Origin of the sequence: Paraburkholderia sp. UYCP14C (genome assembly GCF_004197395.1) — a bacterium.
Taxonomy (GTDB): Bacteria; Pseudomonadota; Gammaproteobacteria; order Burkholderiales; family Burkholderiaceae; genus Paraburkholderia.
In genome coordinates this window covers 13,929-31,995 of sequence record NZ_SELS01000011.1, presented here as the reverse complement: position 1 = coordinate 31,995, position 18,067 = coordinate 13,929, and the positions used below count along the sequence as shown (strand labels likewise).

The following is an 18,067-nucleotide window of genomic DNA, read 5'->3' as shown; positions in this document are numbered from 1 at the left end:
CGCGCCGGTACGGGCGAGGTCCGCTTACTCGTACCAGCGCGGCGTGTAGACCCACTGCGCGCCGTTGTCGCCGCGCGCGAATTTTCTCGTCAGCGACGAGCCGACGATCACCATCGTGCGCATATCCACGTCGGCCGCGCGAAGCTCGCCGAGCGTCAGCGTGCGCAGCGTGCCGCCTGGCCGGCCGATGTCGCGCCCCAGCACCACCTGGGTCGTGGGCGCGCGATACTCCCGCACGATGCCGAGCGCCTTGTCGAGTTGCCACGGACGCGCGCGCGAAATCGGGTTGTAGAACGCCATCACGAGATCGGCTTGCGCCGCATGGCGCAGGCGGGTTTCGATGATCGTCCACGGCTTCAGGTTGTCCGACAGCGACAGCATGCAGAAGTCGTGACCGAGCGGCGCGCCGGCCTGCGCGGCGGTCGCGAGCGCGGCCGACACGCCCGGCACGATCGATAGTTCGACGGCCGCCCATGCATCGTTTTGCGACGCTTCGAGCGCTTCGAGCACGGCGGCCGCCATCGCGAACACGCCGGGGTCGCCCGACGACACCATCACGACCGAGCGGCCTTCGCTCGCGAGTTCGAACGCGTGCCGCGCGCGCTGCATTTCCTCGCGATTGTCGGTGCCGTGCACGCGCTGATCCGCGCGCAGGGGGCCCGCCATTTTCACGTAAGTGTCGTAGCCGAGGATGTCGGTCGCTTCGTTCAACGCGGTGCGCGCGGCCGGGACCATCAGCTCGGCGCGGCCGGGGCCGAGGCCGATCACGGTCAGACGGCCGCGGGCGCGGCCGAGCGTCAACGGGTCGATGGCGAGCGGGGAGAGGGCGAGGGCGAAGTTGGCGGCGTCATGCACCGTTTCGTGCGGCACGCGCAACGCGGCGTGCAGCAGTGCCGCGGCGCTCGATTCGCCATGATCGGCGCTGGCATCGGCGAAGCGTAGTGGCACGTCGAGAAGCGTTGCCGCTTGCGCGAGCGCCGGATCGGCCATGCTTGCCGCAGGCGCGAGCAAGGCTGCGAGCGAAAGCGGTGCGAGACCGTGCGTGCCTAGCGCTGCGCGCACGCGTGCGGCGATCATGTCGGCGGCATCGACCTCAGTGCCGGCATCACCGACGACCACCGCCGCCACCACACTACGCGGATGAATCACGAGCTCGTCTTCACGCCCATCCCACACACGCGGCGTCACGCGGATTGCGAGGCGCGCCGACTCCGAGCGCGGCAGTTGCGCGTCGTCGAGCCACGGCGCGTCACCTTCGATGCGCGTGCTTTCGCCCGCGAGCAGATCCGACACGAAGCGCTTGCCCTGACCGAGGTCGGCGAGCGCATAGCCATCGGGCGGATTGAGCACGCAGGTGCCGAAGCGCAGCTCGCCGCTCGTCGTGATCGCGGGCTGCACGGCCAACGCGGCGGCGATGTCGCGCGCCATCACGTTGACGCCGGCGAGGCCGCCGAGCAGCGGCACGACCGCGCTGCCGTCCTCGGCGACCGCGAGCACCGGCGGCTCGGCGCCTTTGTTCGACAGCAGCGGCGCGAGGCAGCGAATCACGATGCCGGCCGCGCACAGCGCGACGATCGGGGTGCCGCGCGCATACAGCTCGCGCAGATGCGCGCCGAGTTCGCTGTACGCAACGTCGGCCTCGACGCGGCCTTGCAGCGCATGGACCTGGCATTCCACGACACTGCCCGGCGCGGCATGCGCGTCACGCGCGACGTACAGCTCCTGAATCCGACGCGCGGTCGCGAGCGCACCCGCGCCGAGAATCACGATGGCGGGCGCGCTCATCCTTGCCATTTTTGCCCCGGCACGACCAGCAGCGAGAAATACGGCGACGCCATCGGATCGACTTCGGCGAGCGGCACGATGCGCTGATTGCGCATCGTCGCGCGTTCGACGTACAGCGCGCGCTGCGCGAGTCCGAGCTCGTCGAGCACGCGCCGCACCTTGTCGAAATTGCGGCCCAGTTTCATGATGACCGCCGCGTCGGCATCGGCGAGACGGCGGCGCAATTCATCTTCGGGCAGCACGCCCGACAGCACCGACAAACTCTGGTTGCGATACACGAGCGGCGCGCCGAGCACGGCGGTGCCGCCGAGCATCGAGCACACGCCGGGCACCACTTCGCTGTCGTAGCGCGGCGCGAGCCGGTCGTGCAGATACATGTACGAGCCGTAGAAGAACGGATCGCCTTCGCAGACCACCGCGACGTCGCGGCCCGCGTCCAGATGGCCCGCGACGATTTCGGCGGCGGTGTCGTAGAAGTCCGCAATGATCGCTTCATACGACAGCGGCGGTTCGAGCGCTTCGGTCGTGACCGGATAGACGAGCGGCAGATGCTGCTGAGCGTCGTGCAGATGCGCCTCGATGATGCCGAACGCGTTGCCCTTCTTGCCCTTCGCGACGAAATACGCGACCACCGGCGCTGCCTTCAGCAGACGCACCGCCTTCAACGTAAGCAACTCCGGATCGCCGGGACCGACACCGATGCCGTACAGCCGTCCGCGACTCGTTAGCTGGCTCGTCATTTATTCGACCTCCGTCGCAAGCGCGTTGACCGCGGCGGCGGCCATCGCGCTGCCGCCGCGTCGGCCGTGCACGACCACGTACGGCACGCCGCGGCTGTCTTGCGCGAGTGCCGCTTTCGATTCCGCCGCGCCGACGAAGCCGACCGGAAAGCCGAGGATCAGCGCGGGCTTCGGCGCGCCGGCGTCGAGCATGTCGAGCAGATGAAACAGCGCGGTCGGCGCATTGCCGATCACGACGACGCTGCCCGCCAGGTGCGGGCGCCACAATTCGAGCGCGGCGGCCGAGCGCGTGTTGCCGATTTCGCGCGCGAGCGCGGGGACGTCCGGCTGCGCGAGCGTGCAGATCACTTCGTTGTTCGCGGGCAGCCGCGCGCGCGTGATGCCTTGCGCGACCATGCCCGCGTCGCACAGGATCGGCGCGCCTTGCGCGAGCGCGCGGCGGCCCGCGCTGCCGGCGCCGTCGGAAAACGCGAGGTCGTCGATCACGTCGACCATGCCGCACGCGTGGATCACGCGCACCGCGAGCTTTTCGAGGTCGGCGGGGATGCGCGCGAGGTCGGCCTCGGCGCGGATCGTCGCGAACGATTGGCGATAGATCTCCTGACCGTCGCGAATGTAATCAAGCATGTGGAGTACTCCGGGCGAGGCGCGCGAGCAGCGCGGCGGCCTCGTCGATCGTCAGTTGGGGCGCGACGCATTGGCCGAAGCCGGGGTGGCCGTCGCGTCGATAAAGGTCGTAAAGGCCGGGCGCGGCGGCGAGCAGCGTGTACGGCGCGCGATGCGCGGCCGCGCACGAGCGCGGGCAGCCCGTCAGATGCACGTCGACGCCGGCGGGCAGGTGCTCGGCGAGTCGCAGCGCGTCGGTCTTGGTGTCGGCGAGGCCCTTCGCGCAGCCGGCCGAACCGGCGCACGCGATTACGTGCGTGATGGCCTGCGCGGGATCGCAGGCGAGGCCGAGCGCGATCAGCTTCGCGAGTACGGCGGGTACGGCGCTCGTTGGGATGTCGGGCAGCAGCACGCTTTGCCATGGTGTTGCGTGCAGCATGCCGTTGCCGTGTTGTTGCGCGAGCGCGGCAAGCCCGTGCAGCGTGGCTGCGTCGAGACGACCGAGCGGCGGCTGGCCGCCGACGTACCACGTGCCGTCGCCGCGCTGCGCGTGCGCACCGAGTCGTAGCGACGCGTCGGCGGGGACCTGGCGTTGCCAGCGGCTCAGCGATGCGTCGCGCGCGAGCGGGAAATCGACGTAGCGTTGCGCATGCCGCAGCAGCGTATCGGCGCAATGCGTGGCGAGCAGGTCGCGCATGCGGGTCGCGTCGGCGGCGGCGAGGTCGAGGAACGTGTGCAGCAACGCGCGCACGAGCGCGGGCACGCGCGATGGCGGCACCGCCGCAAGCGCGCCCGTGCCGTTGGCATCGCGATGCTCGCCCGCGTTCGGGTGGTCAGCGGCCGGACCCGGACACCCCGCGAGGCCGAACACGAAGCGCACACCTGCTTCGTCAGCCGACGCCGCGAGCCACACGTCATGCGGATGATCGACCCGCGCGAGCCGTTCGCCGCCGTCGAGCAGCAGCGCGAATTTCGGCGACAACGCCGCGAAGCCCGCCTCGCTTTGCAGCAGCGTGAGCAGTTCCGCGCACAGCGGCGTCGTGTCGATCAGCGCACGCGGATCGCGGCCGGCGGCGGGGCTGATCATCACGTTGCGGACGTCGTCGGCGGAACTGAGCGCGGTGGGGTCTGGGGTGTCGGTGTGCGAAGTGGTAGCCGAAGGAGAGGCAGATGCGTATGCGGAAGAAAGCGCGGCGGCCGGTCCAAGCCCCGCGCCGATCAGCGCGGCGCTCAACGCCGCTTCGTGTCCGCTTCGCACGCCGCGCAGTTGCAGATTCGCGCGATTGGTCAACTCGGCGACGCCGTTCGCGTGCCGCGTGCTCGCATCGGCGGCCGCGCGTGCCTGCGCCGCGCTCAGCACGCCGCCGGGCAGTTTGATGCGGCAGATGCCGCCGTCGCGCGTGGGGACGATGCGCAGCAACCCCGGACAGGCCGAGGACCGCGGTATCGTGACCGCGTGGGACGAAACGGTGGGAGGCGAAGCTCGATTCAAAGGGGCACCGGGTTGAGCGTCGCGCGACGGCATGGCGGCGGCCTCGCTGCATGCTGCCCGATGAGGGCCGGCGTGAACCGTGCGGCCGAAAAGCGCTTCGGGCTGACCGTGGGCAATGAAAGCGGCCATTATATCTTTACGCTGTGGCCGCAGCGGCGGTTTGTCGGCCATCGCGGGATACCGCCGCGCGCGCCGTTACCGCGCCGTGCCGCGGACCCGCGGGCCCGTGGGTCGCACTGCGGCGGTATCATGCGGACTTTCGCAACCCGCGGTCCGAGCCTGCGCGCAGCCGCATGCGTGACGCGGTGCGGCGCAATCGCTAAAGAAACGACGCAACTGATGAGGATGGATGCATGCCGGCATGGCTGACCGTAGTGGGCATTGGCGACGACGGCTTCGCCGGTTTGGGGCGGCCCGCGCGGCGTGCGTTGCTGGGCGCGTCGGTCGTGTACGGCGGCGAGCGCCATCTGGCGATGCTGCCCACGCGGCTCGCCGCGCGCCGTGCCGCGTGGCCGCGTCCGTTCGATCTCGCGCCGTTGCTCGCCGAGCGTCCGCACGCGGTGTGCGTGCTCGCGAGCGGCGACCCGATGCTGTTCGGCGTCGGCGCGACCCTCGCGCGGCAGTTGCCGGCCGGCGAATTGCGCGTGTTGCCCGCGCCGTCGTCGTTGTCGCTCGCGGCCGCGCGGCTCGGCTGGCCGTTGCAGGATGTCGCGATCGTGTCGCTGGTCGGCCGGCCGCTCGCCGCGCTGAATGCGCATCTGCATGACGGCGCGCGCCTGTTCGTACTGAGCGCGGACGGGCGCACGCCCGCCGCGTTGGCGGCCTCGCTCGATGCGCGCGGTTTCGGCGCGACTCACATGACCGTGCTCGAACATCTGGGCGGCGAACTCGAACGGCGTGTCGATGGCCGCGCGGATCTTTGGCCGGCCGGCGAGATGGCCGCCCTCAATCTGATCGCGCTCGACTGCCGCGCATCGGCGCAAGCGCCTCGTTTGCCGCTGACCTGCGGCTTGCCCGACGACGCCTTCATCCACGACGGCCAGTTGACCAAGCGCGACGTGCGCGCGATCACGCTCGCGCGCCTCGCGCCCGCACCCGGCGAGTTGCTGTGGGACGTCGGCGCGGGTAGCGGCTCGATCGGTATCGAATGGATGCGCGCGCATCCCACGTGTCGCGCGATCGCGATCGAAGCGAACGACGCGCGGCAGCGCTTCATCGAACAGAACCGCGACGCGTTGGGCGTGCCCGGGCTGCAACTTGTGGCCGGCCGCGCGCCGGACGCGTTGCGCGGGTTGCCTGCGCCGCACGCGGTGTTCATCGGCGGTGGGGTGACGGAGCCGGACGTGCTGGACACCTGTTGGGCGCAACTGCGCGATGGCGGCCGGCTCGTCGCGAACGCGGTGACGCTGCAAGGCGAGGCGGTGCTCGCCGCGTGGCGCGAGCGGCACGGCGGCACGCTCACGCGCATCGCGCTCGCTCATGCACAGCCGCTTGGCGGCTTCGATACGTGGCGCCAGGCGTTGCCGATCACGCTGCTCGACGTGACCAAACCCGCCAAACCATCGTCCGATTCGTGATGCGCGACGAGACCCCCGAACAACCGGCGCCGCTGCGCAGCGGCTATACGACCGGTAGCTGCGCGACCGCGACGTCGCTCGCGGCCGCGCGTCTGCTGCTGGCCGGCGAGGTCAGCGAGGTGGCCGAGATCGTGTTGCCGAAGGGCCAGCATGTGCCGATGCGGCTCACGTTCTGCCGTTTTGCAGAGATGGAAGGCGAGCGGATCGCCGAAGCCGGCACGATCAAGGATGCCGGCGACGATCCCGACGTGACGCACGGCGCGCTCGTGTTCGCGCGCGTGCGGCTCGTGTCCGAACCCGGTGTGATCTTTCGGGCGGGGCCGGGTGTCGGCACGGTCACGCGCGCGGGGCTCACGCTGGCGGTCGGCGAGCCCGCGATCAATCCGGTCCCACGTCAGATGATGTCCCAACACCTCAACGAACTCGCCGCGCGCCACGCGTATCACGGCGGCTTCGAAGTGACGATCGGCGTGGAAAACGGCGAAGCGCTCGCGCTGAAAACGATGAACCCGCGTCTTGGCATCGTCGGCGGGCTGTCGATACTCGGCACCACCGGCATCGTGCGGCCGTTTTCATGCTCGGCGTATATCGCGTCGATTCATCAGGGCATCGATGTCGCGCGCGCGAACGGCTATACGCATGTGGCCGCCTGCACCGGCAACGCGAGCGAGGACGCGATGCGCGCGCATTACGGCCTGCCCGATATCGCGCTGATCGAAATGGGCGATTTCGTCGGCGCGGTGCTCAAGCATATGAAGCGCGCGCCGGTCGAGCGGCTGAGCATCTGCGGCGGCTTCGGCAAGCTCAGCAAGCTCGCGGCCGGTCATCTCGATCTGCATAGTCGCAACTCCAGTATCGATCTCGAACAGCTCGCAGGCTGGGCCGCCGAGCATGGCGCGGACGCCGCGCTGCAAGCGGCGATGCGCGCGGCCAACACGAGCCAACAGGCGCTCGCGCTTGCTCACGCGCAACAGGTGCGGCTCGGCGATATCGTCTGCGAACATGCGTTGGCCGTGGCACGCGATATCGTGCCGCCGCAGGTCAGCGTCGAAATCTTCGCGATCGACCGGCAGGGCAACTTCGTCGGAGTGGCCCGATGACGCGCATCCTGCTGCTCGGCGGCACCGGCGACGCGCTGAAGATCGCGCGCCAACTCGGTCCCGTGCATGTGTACAGTCTCGCGGGACTGGGCAAGGTGCCCGACGACTTGCAGTGCGCGGTGCGCGTCGGCGGTTTCGGCGGCAGCGAGGGTCTGGCGCGTTACCTCGCGAGCGAAGCGATCGGCCTCGTGATCGACGCGACGCATCCGTACGCGGCGCGGATCAGCGCGAATGCGGTGGACGCGTGTCGGGTGGCGAAGGTGCCGTGCTGGGCGCTGCGGCGTCCAGCGTGGCAGCCGCAAGCCGGCGACGACTGGCGCATGGTCGGCGACTGGCACGAACTGGTCGACGCGCTCGCGCCGTTCAGGCGGCCGCTGTTCACGCTCGGACGCGAACCGCTCGCGCATCTCGACGAGATTCCGCCGCATCAGTTCTGGACCGTGCGCGTGCTGGATTCGCATCAGGACACCGCGCGCTCGCGCATCCTTGCGGCGCGTGGACCATTCACGCTCGACGGCGAACGCGCGCTGTTCGCGCTGCAGGCGTTCGACGTCGTCGTCAGCAAGAACAGCGGCGGCGGCGCGACCGAGGCGAAACTCGAGGTCGCGCGCGAACGCGGCTTGCCGGTGATCATGCTGCGACGGCCGCTGTTGCCCGAGGTCGATCGCGAGTTCGCCAGCGTTGCCGAGGTGCTCGACGCACTGCCTGCATGAGTCGGGCAACGGGGCATTGAATCAATACTGGAGTACTGAATGACGGTGTTTTTTATCGGCGCGGGTCCCGGCGACCCGGAGCTGATCACGGTGAAAGGGCAGCGGCTCGTGCGCAGTTGTCCGGTGATCCTGTACGCGGGGTCGCTGGTGCCGGCGGCGGTGCTCGACGGTCACAGCGCCGAACAGGTGATCAACACCGCGGAGCTCGATCTCGATCAGATCGTCGCGCTGCTCGAAGCGGCGCACGCGAAGGGCCAACATGTGGCGCGCGTGCATTCGGGGGATCCGTCGCTGTACGGTGCGATCGGCGAGCAGATTCGCCGCTTGCGCGAGCTGTGCATTCCGTATGAGATCGTGCCCGGCGTGACCGCGACGGCCGCATGCGCGGCGGCGCTCGGCTGCGAGCTGACGCTGCCCGGCGTGTCGCAGACGCTGATCCTCACGCGCTACGCAAGCAAAACGTCGATGCCCGACGGCGAGCAGTTGGGCGATCTGGCGCGGCATCGCGCGACGCTCGCGATTCACCTCGGCGTGCGGCATCTCGCGCGCATCGTCGATGAATTGCGGCCGCATTACGGCGGCGCGTGTCCGATCGCGGTGATCTATCGCGCGAGCTGGCCCGACGAGGAGAAAATCACCGGCACGCTCGACGATATCGTCGCGAAAGTGCAGGGCAGCGCGATCGAGCGCACCGCGCTGATTCTGGTCGGGCAGGTGCTGGCGGCCGAAGGATTCGCCGATTCGACGCTGTATGGAAAGGGCAACTGACGGTACCGGGCAAGGGCGGATTTCGGCGGCGCCGTGAAAGCCTTTCAGCTGTCAGGAAACGGCGTGCCTTGTAGATCATAATTTGACGCAGCGCGCGAGCCGGCCGCCTCGTCTGCTGGCAAAACACGAACGCGCGAAAGCCCGAAAATCCGCAAGTTCTGCACCGCCACAGGGCGCGCAGACCGCTATCGTGGCGCCATGATGAAGCCCAGCACCGAACGTGATTACCGTCGACGGATCGCTCGCGTGGTCGAGGCCATTCTGCTCGAACCCGGCGCGCGGCACACGCTAGATAGCCTCGCGGCCGTCGCGCATATGTCGCCGTATCACTTCCACCGGATCTATCGCGCATTGATGGGCGAGAGCGTGGTCGACACCGTCAAGCGTCTGCGGCTCGCCGAGGCGGCGCAACGGCTGACCGATGCGGCGCAGGTGACCGCGGTCGCGCACGACGCCGGTTACGACAGTCCGCAAGCGTTCGCGCGCGCGTTTCGCGACTTTACCGGTGTGTCGCCGAGCGAATTCAGGACCCGGCAGCGGCATCTGGTTGCGAATCCTGTGGCGTTGGCAGCTTCGTCGCGCACGCGGCGAACGGCGCAAGCGCGCAACGCACAGCATGGCGCGGGCAATGGCATCGGCATTGACGATGATGCCGACGCCAAGCGCAACGAAAGCGCCGCAAGCGAAAGCACGCCCGCATTGCCGTCCGTAGAAGTCGCCGAGTTCGCGCCGCTCGACGTGCTGTGCCTTCGCCATGACGGCCCGGTCGCGACGATCGGCCAGACCTTCCACACGCTGATGACCACGCTGCGCAGCGACGGGAATCCGCTGTTGCAACAGCGCGTCGGCATCTGCGCGCGCGATCCGTCGATGGCCGGCGGGTTTTGCTATCGCGCGGGCATCGTCGCGGGGTCGCAGGCGGCGTTCAGCGCTGCGATGGAGCGGCTCGACGAGTCCGCGCAACGCTCGCGTGTTGCCGGGCCACCGCCGCCGGGCATCGAGCCGCTGCGGCTCGAAGGCGGGCTGTATGCGGTGCACCGCCTCGTCGGCCCGTATGCGCTGATCTCACCGACTTTCAGGGCGCTGTACAGCGGCTGGCTGCCGCGCAGCGGCTACCGGCGCGATCAACGGCCGGGGCTCGAACTGTATCGAAGCGCGCCCGATCGCGGCGCGCTGCATCCCTGCGTCACCGATCTGCTGATCCCCATTCGCGAGGACTAACCATGATGCGTCGAGGCTGTGCCGCGCTGTCGAGCGCGTTGGCGGTGTTGCTCACTGTGGCGTTGTCGGGGGCGCTGTCCGGCGCGATATGGGCTTCGTCGCCGGCGCACGCGATCGCGCAAACCGCCCCGGCCGACTGGCATGTCGGCGAAACGAGCCGCGTGTTTCATCCCGCAGTAGCCCGCAATTGGCGCGGCGCGCAAACGCAGGCGCTGATCACGCGCATCTGGTATCCGGCCGACGCAACGCAACCCGAGTCGCCTCACGATATCGGCGCGCCGGGCCATCCGATGTTCGTCGGCCACGCGGCAGCCGACGATGCGCCGTTGTCCGCCACGCAGCCCAAATACCCGTTGCTCGTGCTGTCGCACGGTACCGGCGGCAGCGCGGACAGTCTCGACTGGCTCGCGGCATCGCTGGCCGCGCGGGGCTATATCGTCGCGGGCGTCAATCATCCGGGCAACAACGCGCTGGAGCCGCGCACGCGCGACGGGTTCATCCTCTGGTGGGAGCGCGCGACCGACTTGAGCGAAGTGCTCGACAGCATGCTCGCGGACCCGCGTTTCGGGCCGCGCGTCGACACCGCCCGGATCGGCGCGCTGGGCTTTTCGCTCGGCGGCTACACGGTGCTCGAAGTCGCGGGCGCGCGTACCGATCGTGCCGCGTTCGAGCGCTTCTGCACGTCGCCCGAAGCCGATGCGATCTGCTCGCCGCCCGAAGCCGCGCGTCTCGCGCACGCGCCGGGCGCGCCGGCGCTGACGATTGAAAACCTGTCGGCCGAAGCGAACGCATCGCGCGCGCGTTCGGGCGACTCGTATCGCGATCCGCGCATCAAGGCCGCGTTCGCGATCGCCCCGGCGCTCGGCGAGGCGTTCAACAGCTCGTCGTTCAGGGAAGTGACGATTCCGGTCGCGCTGCTCGCGGGCGAGGCCGATACGACCGCGCCGGTCAACACCAACATTCATCGGATCGCGGGCTTCATGCCGCAAGCGACGGTGACGATGGTGCCGGGCGCCTCGCACTACACCTTCATGGATCTGTGCGAGCCCGAGGTGATGGAGCGTCTGGCGTCGATCTGCAAGGACGGACCGGGTGTCGACCGCGCGGCGATTCATGCGCAAACCGCGGCACAGGTACGCGATTTCTTCGCGGCGACGCTGCCGGGCGCCGGCTCGTAGCGCGCGCGAACGCCCGTGGTTCGCTACGCCGCGCGACTCACTCCTCGAGCGGCGACAAGGCCTTGACTGGCACCGGCTTGTCCTCGCCGAACCGGATCGTCGGCACTAGCGAAAGCAGCACGACCACGAACAGCGCGATCACGAACATCGACACGAAGGTCAGATGCAGCGACTGGTGCAGCACCAGCCGGACCAGTTCGCTGTCGCCGAGATCGGCGGCGCGGTTCTGCAGCAACGCCTTCAACTGATCCGACGTGACCGTCACGGTGCCTTGTGAATGACTGAGCCCGAAGTTCAGCACCGCGCCGAACAGCGTCGCGCCGAGCGTGCTGCCGAGATTGCGCGAGAACAGGTTCGACGCGGTCGCGCTGCCGCGTTCGTCCATCCTGACGATCTCCTGGATCAGCACCAGCGAACTGACGCTCGACGTCCCCATGCCGAAGCCCATGACCAGCGACGCGAACCCGGCGACGAGCGGCGACGCGCCCGGCGACAGGAGCAGCAGCAGCACCGCGCCGAGCGGCACGAACGCGCTGCCGCAGATCAAAATGCGCCGCAAGCCGAGCCGGTGAAACGACTTCGCGGCAAAGGTCGCGCCGGTCGGCCAGCCGACCATCATCATCGTCAGCGCGAGTCCGGCCACCACCGGCGAACGATGCAGCACGCCCTGCACGTACATCGGCAGGAACGTGGTCGCGCCCATCAGGATCATGCCGGCCAGCACCGTTGCGCTGTTGCACGCGGCGATCGGGCGGCGGCTCCATAGCGCGAACGAGATCATCGGTTCGGCTGCGCGGCGCTCCTGCAGCACGAACAGCAGCACGCACAGCACGAACACGCCGGCCGCGAACGACGCTTGCGAAATGGCGTCGTCGCCGGCGTAGGTCAGCGCCATCATCAGCGCGGCGATCGCGGCCATGAACAGCGCGGCGCCGGCGAAATCGATGGACGGCCGCGCGTGCCGTTCCGGTTCGCGCAGGAACGCGATGAAGAGCGCCGCCGACGCGAGCCCGATCGGCACGTTCATCCAGAAGATCCACGCCCACGACAGGTTGTGAATGATGAAGCCGCCGAGCATCGGACCCACGACCGCCGAAATCGCCCACACGCTCGCCAGATAGCCCTGCACCTTGCCGCGTTCGCGCGCCGGGTACAGATCGGCGACGACGGTCAGCGTGACCGGTTGGATCGCCCCCGCGCCGATCCCCTGGATCAGGCGGAACACGATCATCGCCGGCATCGACCACGCGAAGCCGGCCAGCACCGAGCCGATCAGGAAGATCGCGATGCCGGCGAGGATCACGGGCTTGCGTCCATAGAGGTCGGCGAGCTTGCCGAACACCACGGTCATCGCGGTCTGCGTGAGCAGGAACGACGAGAACACCCAGCTATATAAATGCAGGTCGCCGAGTTGCGAGACGATCTGCGGCATCGCGGTCGACACGATGGTTGCCTCGATTGCGACCATCGCCATCGAGGCCATCACGGCGGCGATCACGAGGGGGCGTGAAGATTGAAGGCTGCGGGACATGAAGGGCGTAGTATCGATATGTTGAGTGCGTCGACGGCCCGGAGGAGGCCTTGCTGCGACGCATCGGCGCGGCCACGCGTGGCGGCCGCTCAGGAGTATGCACCTTGTGGAGAATGCGTGCTCGCGCCCGGGCAGCCGGCAAGGCGCCCGGTCTGGGCACGACCGTTGCGTATTCGGATTTCCCTTTGACACACGGAGGACAATCATGAGGATCGAATTCACCGGACGGCGGGAAGTGGTGGCCGCTGCGCGGGTCGCCTACGAGGCCAATGTGGACGGGAAGGACGTATGGTGCAGCGTGTCGCTCGACGCGCTCAATGACCATTTCGGCCACGGCAGCCTCGGCAACGGTGCCCCGTCGGCTCACGATCTGGTGGGAGCGTTCGAGGCGAATCGCGCGCGCATTGAAAATGCCACGCGGCGGGTGCTCGAACGCAACGGGGGACGGTCCGTGGAACTCGAGACGAACGACTTCGATTAAGCGATCCGCTTGATTGCAGCGGGTCAAGCAATTCGGGCCGCGGCGGAAAGGACTCTTCCGCCACGGCGCCTGTATCCGCGACGCCGGCGCGGCTACAGTATCGACGCACGCACCGTTTAACGCGTGTGAGCGAGAGAGTTGGACCCGGCTGCCGGCAGCCGGGTCTTTTTTTATGGCGCGGATCCATGGCGCATGCACACCATTATTCCGCTGGCAATTCGTCGCAGGAGCGTCCGACGATTAGCACGGTGATTCGCGCGACGATTGAAAGGCTGCGGTATAGTCCCGGCAAACTTTAAATCCGTCTCTTCGATTCTCTGGAGAATATCGTGCAGGAAATCATCGAAGGTCTGATCCGCTTTCAACGCGAGGTCTTTCCGCAGCAAAGCGCGCTCTTCAAGCGTTTATCGACCGCGCAGAATCCCAGCACACTCTTCGTGACCTGTTCGGACAGCCGCGTGGTGCCGGAACTGCTGACGCAGACCGAGCCGGGCTCGCTGTTCGTGATCCGCAATGCGGGCAACATCGTGCCGTCGTACGGCCCCGAGCCGGGCGGCGTGTCGGCGACCGTCGAATATGCGATCGCGGTGCTCGGCGTCAGCGACATCGTGATCTGCGGCCATTCGAACTGCGGCGCGATGACGGCGATCTCGACCTGCACGAATCTGGAGCACATGCCGGCGGTCGCGAGCTGGCTGCGTCACGCCGATGCGGCAAAAGCGATCAACGCGTCGCGCCACTACCACTCGGATGCGGAGCGTCTCGAGGCGCTGGTCAAGGACAACGTGATCGCGCAGCTGGGCAATATCCGTACCCATCCGTCGGTGGCAGTCGGGCTCGTGAACAAGACGCTGCGACTGCATGGCTGGATCTTCAATATCGAAAGCGGCGAAATGCTCGCGCTCGATGGCAAGACCGGTAATTTCTTGTCGCTTGCGGATAATCCGGAGATATATGCGGTTTGATGCGGGATTAAAACGGGGTTTCTAGTTTGAGCGATTAACACCCTGGTTTGCTAAAAAACCTGGCATAAAACGAACGCGGCGCAACGGATTTTTCCGCTGCGCCGCGTTTTTTTCGTTTGGCCGGCGCGGCGGCGCGGTTGCAATCCCGCCGCGCCGCCCGCCACAAGCACCTCGATCAGCTCGACGTCACCAGAGATTCCGACGGCACGATCTTCAACACGCCGGGGCTCTTCGCGGCCGGATTCGACCACAACAGATGCATGCTCGCGGTCCCGGTGCCGTGAACGTACTCGACCTTGATCGACGCGCTCTGGTTCGCGGCGAAATGGACCTTGGCCGAAGCGCTGCCTGGCGTCGCGCTCGTCTTGTCGATCACCTGCACGCCGTTGATCCACAGACGCGCGACGTTGTCGCTGTTGATCGTGAACGTGTATTCGCCGTCCTGCGTCGCCTTCAGCGCGCCGGTCCAGCGCACGCCGTAGTTGGTCGCGTTGACGCCGGCCGACGCATCAGGCGAGTCGGTGCCGCGCTCGGTGTTCAGATCGAAGTCGATCAAGGGCGTGATCGAGGTCTTCACCGGCGCCGCGCTGAAGGTCGGATCGTTGTAGTACGCGACCTGCAGCACCGGCAGCTTGACGTCGAAGCCGCCCGTCAGCGCCTGGGTTTCCGACGTCTGCCACGGATGGCCGTCCGGATAGAACGTCCCCTGGAACGGTGTCGCCGGTTCGACCGTCGCGGGCGCGTTCGGCGTCTGGCCCCAGTGGAAGCGCGTGTTGGTGCGCCCGATCATCAGTTCCCACACGATGAAGCCGGTGGTGCCGCCGTAGTTCGCGACGATACCCGGCATCGTCTGACCCGTCGTGCCCGCGAAGCCGCGTTGCAGCGTCTCCGAGTTCAGCGCGTTGATGCTGCTGCCATTGACCGGACCCGTGTACGGATTGTTGTACGGATGGAACCCATAGAAGTCCGAAAAGTACGTGCCTTCGTCTTCCTGCACCTGCGGCGAGTTGATCGGCTGCGTCGCGCCTGCGTTCAGTATCGCGATGCGTGCATCGTTCATCATCACCGCGCGGGTGTTCTGCAATGACCCGTTACCGCTGCAGCCCGGCTCGTTCATCGGCTCCCAGAAGATGATGCGCGGGTCGTTGCGATGCGGCGCGACGAAGTCGGTGATGTAGTTTGCGAGGCTCTGCTTGTACGTAATCGCCGGATTCGACGCGCTTGCCTGGAAGTACGCCTGCTCGACCGGCGTGCCCGGCGACTGCACCCACTGGCTGTTATGCACGCCCCAGACCGGCGCGGGCTGCGGGCCGTATTGAGGGGTGGGGTTCCAGCAGTCGTCGTAGAAGATCGGCGAGACCTTGATGCCGTGCCGCGCGGCGATCGTCAGCAGGTTTTCGAACTTGCTCAGGAAGGCCTCGCGATCGTTGGCCCATACCAGATAGTGCAGGTACACGGCGACCGTGTTCATGCCGTAGGTCTGCGCATAGGTGAGCTCGCGGTTGACGATCTCGGGATCGTAGTTCTCCCAGAAGTCGATCGCGTTGACCGCGTTGGACGGCGTATAGACGGCGCCGACCACCTTCGAGAAATCGTAGACGGGCGAGGTCACTGTCGGATACGTATGGATCGTGATGTTGCTGAACGACACGCCGACCCCGAAGCGCCGCACGCCGAAGCTGCCCGAATGGAACGCCGCGGGCAGCGCGTTGGTCGCGTCGTTGGCGCTCACCACGCGTTGGCCGTCGAGATCGACGAGGATCGCGTTGCCGCTCGTCGTCACCTTCAGATGATGCGTGCTGCCGCCGACGATCGAACTGATCGGGTACTGGATGAAATTGGTCCAGTTGTTGTTCTCGCGGCCCACCACGAGCGCATGCGAGCCGGTGTCGAGGCCGATGAAATAGCCGGTCAGGCTGTCCGGGCCACCCGCGGTCGGGTTCGTCGTGCGCACCACGAAGCCGGCGTTCGCGGGGCCCGAGCCGACCGGCGCGCTGACGGTCACGTCCGCTTCGTACGACGCGCTCGCGTAAGTCGAGGCGAGCGCGACGGCCTTGTCGCCGGCGCCGGTGCCGTTGGCGGGCGGCGCGTCGATCGCGATCGTCGACGCACTGGTGCCCGGGTGCCAGGTGCTCGCCGAACCGGGCGCGAGGTAGCTGGTGAAATCGCCGAACGACAGCGTCGTCGTCGCGGTCGCGGCGGGCGGCGCGGGCGGCGTGTAGGGCGCCAGGTTCAGCGTCGGGTCCGCGATCACGAGCGGCGGGGTGGTCGTTTTCATGCCGACCGGGGTGGCCTTGGCGGCCTTGAACTCGTTCTGCACGGCGGCCGCGTCGGCCGCAGCCGCGGCGGTGGCCGACGCCGACGAAGCGGCCGCGGCCGCCGTCGCATCGATCGCGTTGACCTGCCGGTTCGCCGTAGCGGACCCGTTTTGCGAACCGTCATTGCCGCCGCAGGCGCTCAGCATCGCGAGCGCGGCCAGCACATAGTAATTGCGCACCTGTATCTCCTGAGATCCCCGCTTGGTCGATGGTCATAATTATTATTAAATACGCATACGGCGAACCTGCTTGAAAGCGTCGTCGTAAGAGTGCGGAAATCGATATGAATAATATTATTAGTTCGTCTGACCAGTATCGGTGGATTCCCGGATTTGCCAAAGTAGGGCGCGCGGGTTAAGCGCGAGGGCGCGCGCGAGCGCGGGCATAATCCTGTTTCCCGTCATCCACGCTCAACGAGCACTCCATGCCGCCCGTCGCCGCCGTCCGCCCGAGCGCCGTACCGTTGCGCAGCGTCGCGCTGATCCTCGTATCGATGTTTTGCTTCGCGCTCGTCGACGCGTTGGCGAAATCGCTTGCGCTCGCCTATCCGGCCAACGAGGTCACGTTCTTCCGCATGCTGTTCGGTCTGTTTCCGGCGGTCGCGATGTGCCTGCGCGGCAAGCCGCTCGCCACGCGCTTGCGGCACCTGGACGTGCGCGGGCAGACCCTGCGCGCGCTGACGCTGCTCGGCGCATCGGGCCTGTTCTTTGCCGGGTTGCCGTATATGCCGCTCAGCGAGGCGGTGGCGATCGTCTATTCGGAGACCTTGCTGGTGATCGTGCTGGCGCCGCTGCTGTTGCACGAGGCGCTGAAGCCGCGCGACGCGCTGGCCGCGGCGGTCGGCTTCGCCGGCATGCTGCTGGTGGTGCGTCCGGACGGCTCGCATTCGAGCTGGCTCGGGCCCGCGCTGCTGATCGCGAGCGCGATGTGCGGCGCGTTGTCGATCATCCAGATCAAGCGCATCAAGGCCAGCGACGATTCGAGCACCACCGTGCTGTACTTCACGCTGGTCGGTACGGTGGTGATGGGTGCATCGCTGATTTTCGCGTGGCGCACACCGTCGTTCGATGCGCTCGCGATCATGGCGCTGCTCGGCGCGCTCGCGACGGCCGGACAGTTGTTGATGACGATGGCGTTTCGCGACGCTGAGGCCGGCGCACTTGCGCCGTATAACTACACGAGCATTGTGTGGGCTGCGTTGTTCGGCTATTTGGTGTGGGGCGAGACGATTGGCGGGGTTTCGATGCTTGGGATTGCGTTGATTGTGGGTAGTTCGATTGCCGTTGCGATGCGGCGCAAGTCGGAGGAAGGGCCGCTTGTTTAGGTCGCGTTTGCGTGGCTGAAACCGGGGGGGTAATAGCGCGCCGAAAAATGACGGATGGCGCATAAGGTGAATCTGAGTTAGGGAAGTGAAAAACGACTCGCGCGGTGCGTGAAAAGATCCGGGCAGTCGACAGTCATTGCGGGTGTGGCATGGTCCGCAATTGGCGCTGATCGACCCATCACAGACATCCGGTCATGCGGAATCAACGCCAGGTCCTCATCGCAAAACAGCCGTTTAAAGCTACCAAACCAGGTCTTGTGCAAAACGT

15 protein-coding genes are annotated in these 18,067 nt (G+C 67.3%); 9 read left to right on the top strand and 6 right to left on the bottom strand.

The genetic code is table 11. The annotated features are described in order from the left end of the window. Window positions 1–24: 24 nt before the first annotated feature. Genes cobJ through cobG form a run of 4 tightly spaced genes read right to left on the bottom strand, consistent with a single transcriptional unit; the run spans window position 25 to window position 4,656 of the window. Window positions 25–1,785: a precorrin-3B C(17)-methyltransferase gene (cobJ, locus tag EVC45_RS12595; protein WP_129958440.1), complete on the bottom strand. Its 1,761-nt coding sequence runs from the start codon at window positions 1,783–1,785 to the stop codon at window positions 25–27. After that, window positions 1,782–2,525: a precorrin-2 C(20)-methyltransferase gene (locus tag EVC45_RS12590; protein ID WP_129958307.1), complete on the bottom strand. Its 744-nt coding sequence runs from the start codon at window positions 2,523–2,525 to the stop codon at window positions 1,782–1,784. The genes cobJ and EVC45_RS12590 overlap by 4 nt, the downstream gene beginning before the upstream one ends. Continuing rightward, entirely contained in the window at window positions 2,526–3,152 is a 627-nt protein-coding gene (locus EVC45_RS12585) for a precorrin-8X methylmutase (RefSeq protein ID WP_129958306.1), read from the bottom strand. It lies immediately after the preceding gene. Beyond that, window positions 3,145–4,656, bottom strand: a complete 1,512-nt coding sequence (gene cobG / locus EVC45_RS12580) for a precorrin-3B synthase (RefSeq protein WP_168991460.1) — start codon at window positions 4,654–4,656, stop codon at window positions 3,145–3,147. Before cobG ends, EVC45_RS12585 begins: the two co-directional genes overlap by 8 nt. A 320-nt stretch (window positions 4,657–4,976) precedes the next feature. Between cobG and cbiE the strand changes: the two genes are divergently transcribed. From cbiE to EVC45_RS12550, 6 genes are all read left to right on the top strand, one after another. After that, window positions 4,977–6,200 carry a precorrin-6y C5,15-methyltransferase (decarboxylating) subunit CbiE gene (gene cbiE / locus EVC45_RS12575; protein ID WP_129958304.1) on the top strand — a complete coding sequence of 408 codons (1,224 nt, stop codon included), beginning with the start codon at window positions 4,977–4,979 and terminating at the stop codon, window positions 6,198–6,200. After that, a complete protein-coding gene (locus tag EVC45_RS12570) occupies window positions 6,200–7,300 on the top strand; it encodes a cobalt-precorrin-5B (C(1))-methyltransferase (protein WP_129958303.1) in 1,101 nt (366 codons plus the stop codon). The genes cbiE and EVC45_RS12570 overlap by 1 nt, the downstream gene beginning before the upstream one ends. After that, window positions 7,297–8,013, top strand: coding sequence for a cobalt-precorrin-6A reductase (locus tag EVC45_RS12565; RefSeq protein WP_129958302.1), 717 nt, complete (start codon window positions 7,297–7,299; stop codon window positions 8,011–8,013). The genes EVC45_RS12570 and EVC45_RS12565 overlap by 4 nt, the downstream gene beginning before the upstream one ends. A 39-nt stretch (window positions 8,014–8,052) precedes the next feature. Beyond that, window positions 8,053–8,781 carry a precorrin-4 C(11)-methyltransferase gene (gene cobM / locus EVC45_RS12560; RefSeq protein ID WP_129958301.1) on the top strand — a complete coding sequence of 243 codons (729 nt, stop codon included), beginning with the start codon at window positions 8,053–8,055 and terminating at the stop codon, window positions 8,779–8,781. Between the two features lie 198 nt (window positions 8,782–8,979). After that, window positions 8,980–10,002 (top strand): GyrI-like domain-containing protein, encoded by a 1,023-nt coding sequence (locus tag EVC45_RS12555; protein WP_129958300.1) that lies wholly within the window; start codon window positions 8,980–8,982, stop codon window positions 10,000–10,002. 2 nt (window positions 10,003–10,004) lie between these two features. Continuing rightward, window positions 10,005–11,180, top strand: a complete 1,176-nt coding sequence (locus EVC45_RS12550) for a serine aminopeptidase domain-containing protein (protein WP_129958299.1) — start codon at window positions 10,005–10,007, stop codon at window positions 11,178–11,180. 37 nt (window positions 11,181–11,217) lie between these two features. Here the strand turns inward: EVC45_RS12550 and EVC45_RS12545 are convergent, their stop codons facing one another. Next, window positions 11,218–12,711 (bottom strand): MDR family MFS transporter, encoded by a 1,494-nt coding sequence (locus tag EVC45_RS12545; protein WP_129958298.1) that lies wholly within the window; start codon window positions 12,709–12,711, stop codon window positions 11,218–11,220. A 205-nt stretch (window positions 12,712–12,916) separates the two neighbouring features. Between EVC45_RS12545 and EVC45_RS12540 the strand changes: the two genes are divergently transcribed. Together EVC45_RS12540 and EVC45_RS12535 are read left to right on the top strand one after the other, a co-directional pair. Then, complete coding sequence (locus tag EVC45_RS12540; protein ID WP_129958297.1) at window positions 12,917–13,192, top strand: DUF1488 domain-containing protein; 276 nt, start codon at window positions 12,917–12,919, stop codon at window positions 13,190–13,192. A 329-nt stretch (window positions 13,193–13,521) separates the two neighbouring features. Further along, window positions 13,522–14,157, top strand: a complete 636-nt coding sequence (locus tag EVC45_RS12535; RefSeq protein ID WP_129958296.1) for a carbonic anhydrase — start codon at window positions 13,522–13,524, stop codon at window positions 14,155–14,157. A 175-nt stretch (window positions 14,158–14,332) separates the two neighbouring features. Here the strand turns inward: EVC45_RS12535 and EVC45_RS12530 are convergent, their stop codons facing one another. Beyond that, window positions 14,333–16,654 carry a PA14 domain-containing protein gene (locus EVC45_RS12530; protein ID WP_248295104.1) on the bottom strand — a complete coding sequence of 774 codons (2,322 nt, stop codon included), beginning with the start codon at window positions 16,652–16,654 and terminating at the stop codon, window positions 14,333–14,335. Window positions 16,655–16,899: 245 nt separating this feature from the next. Here EVC45_RS12530 and EVC45_RS12525 point away from each other — a divergent pair, with 245 nt between their 5' ends. Next, entirely contained in the window at window positions 16,900–17,799 is a 900-nt protein-coding gene (locus tag EVC45_RS12525) for a DMT family transporter (protein ID WP_129958295.1), read from the top strand. Window positions 17,800–18,067 lie beyond the last annotated feature (268 nt).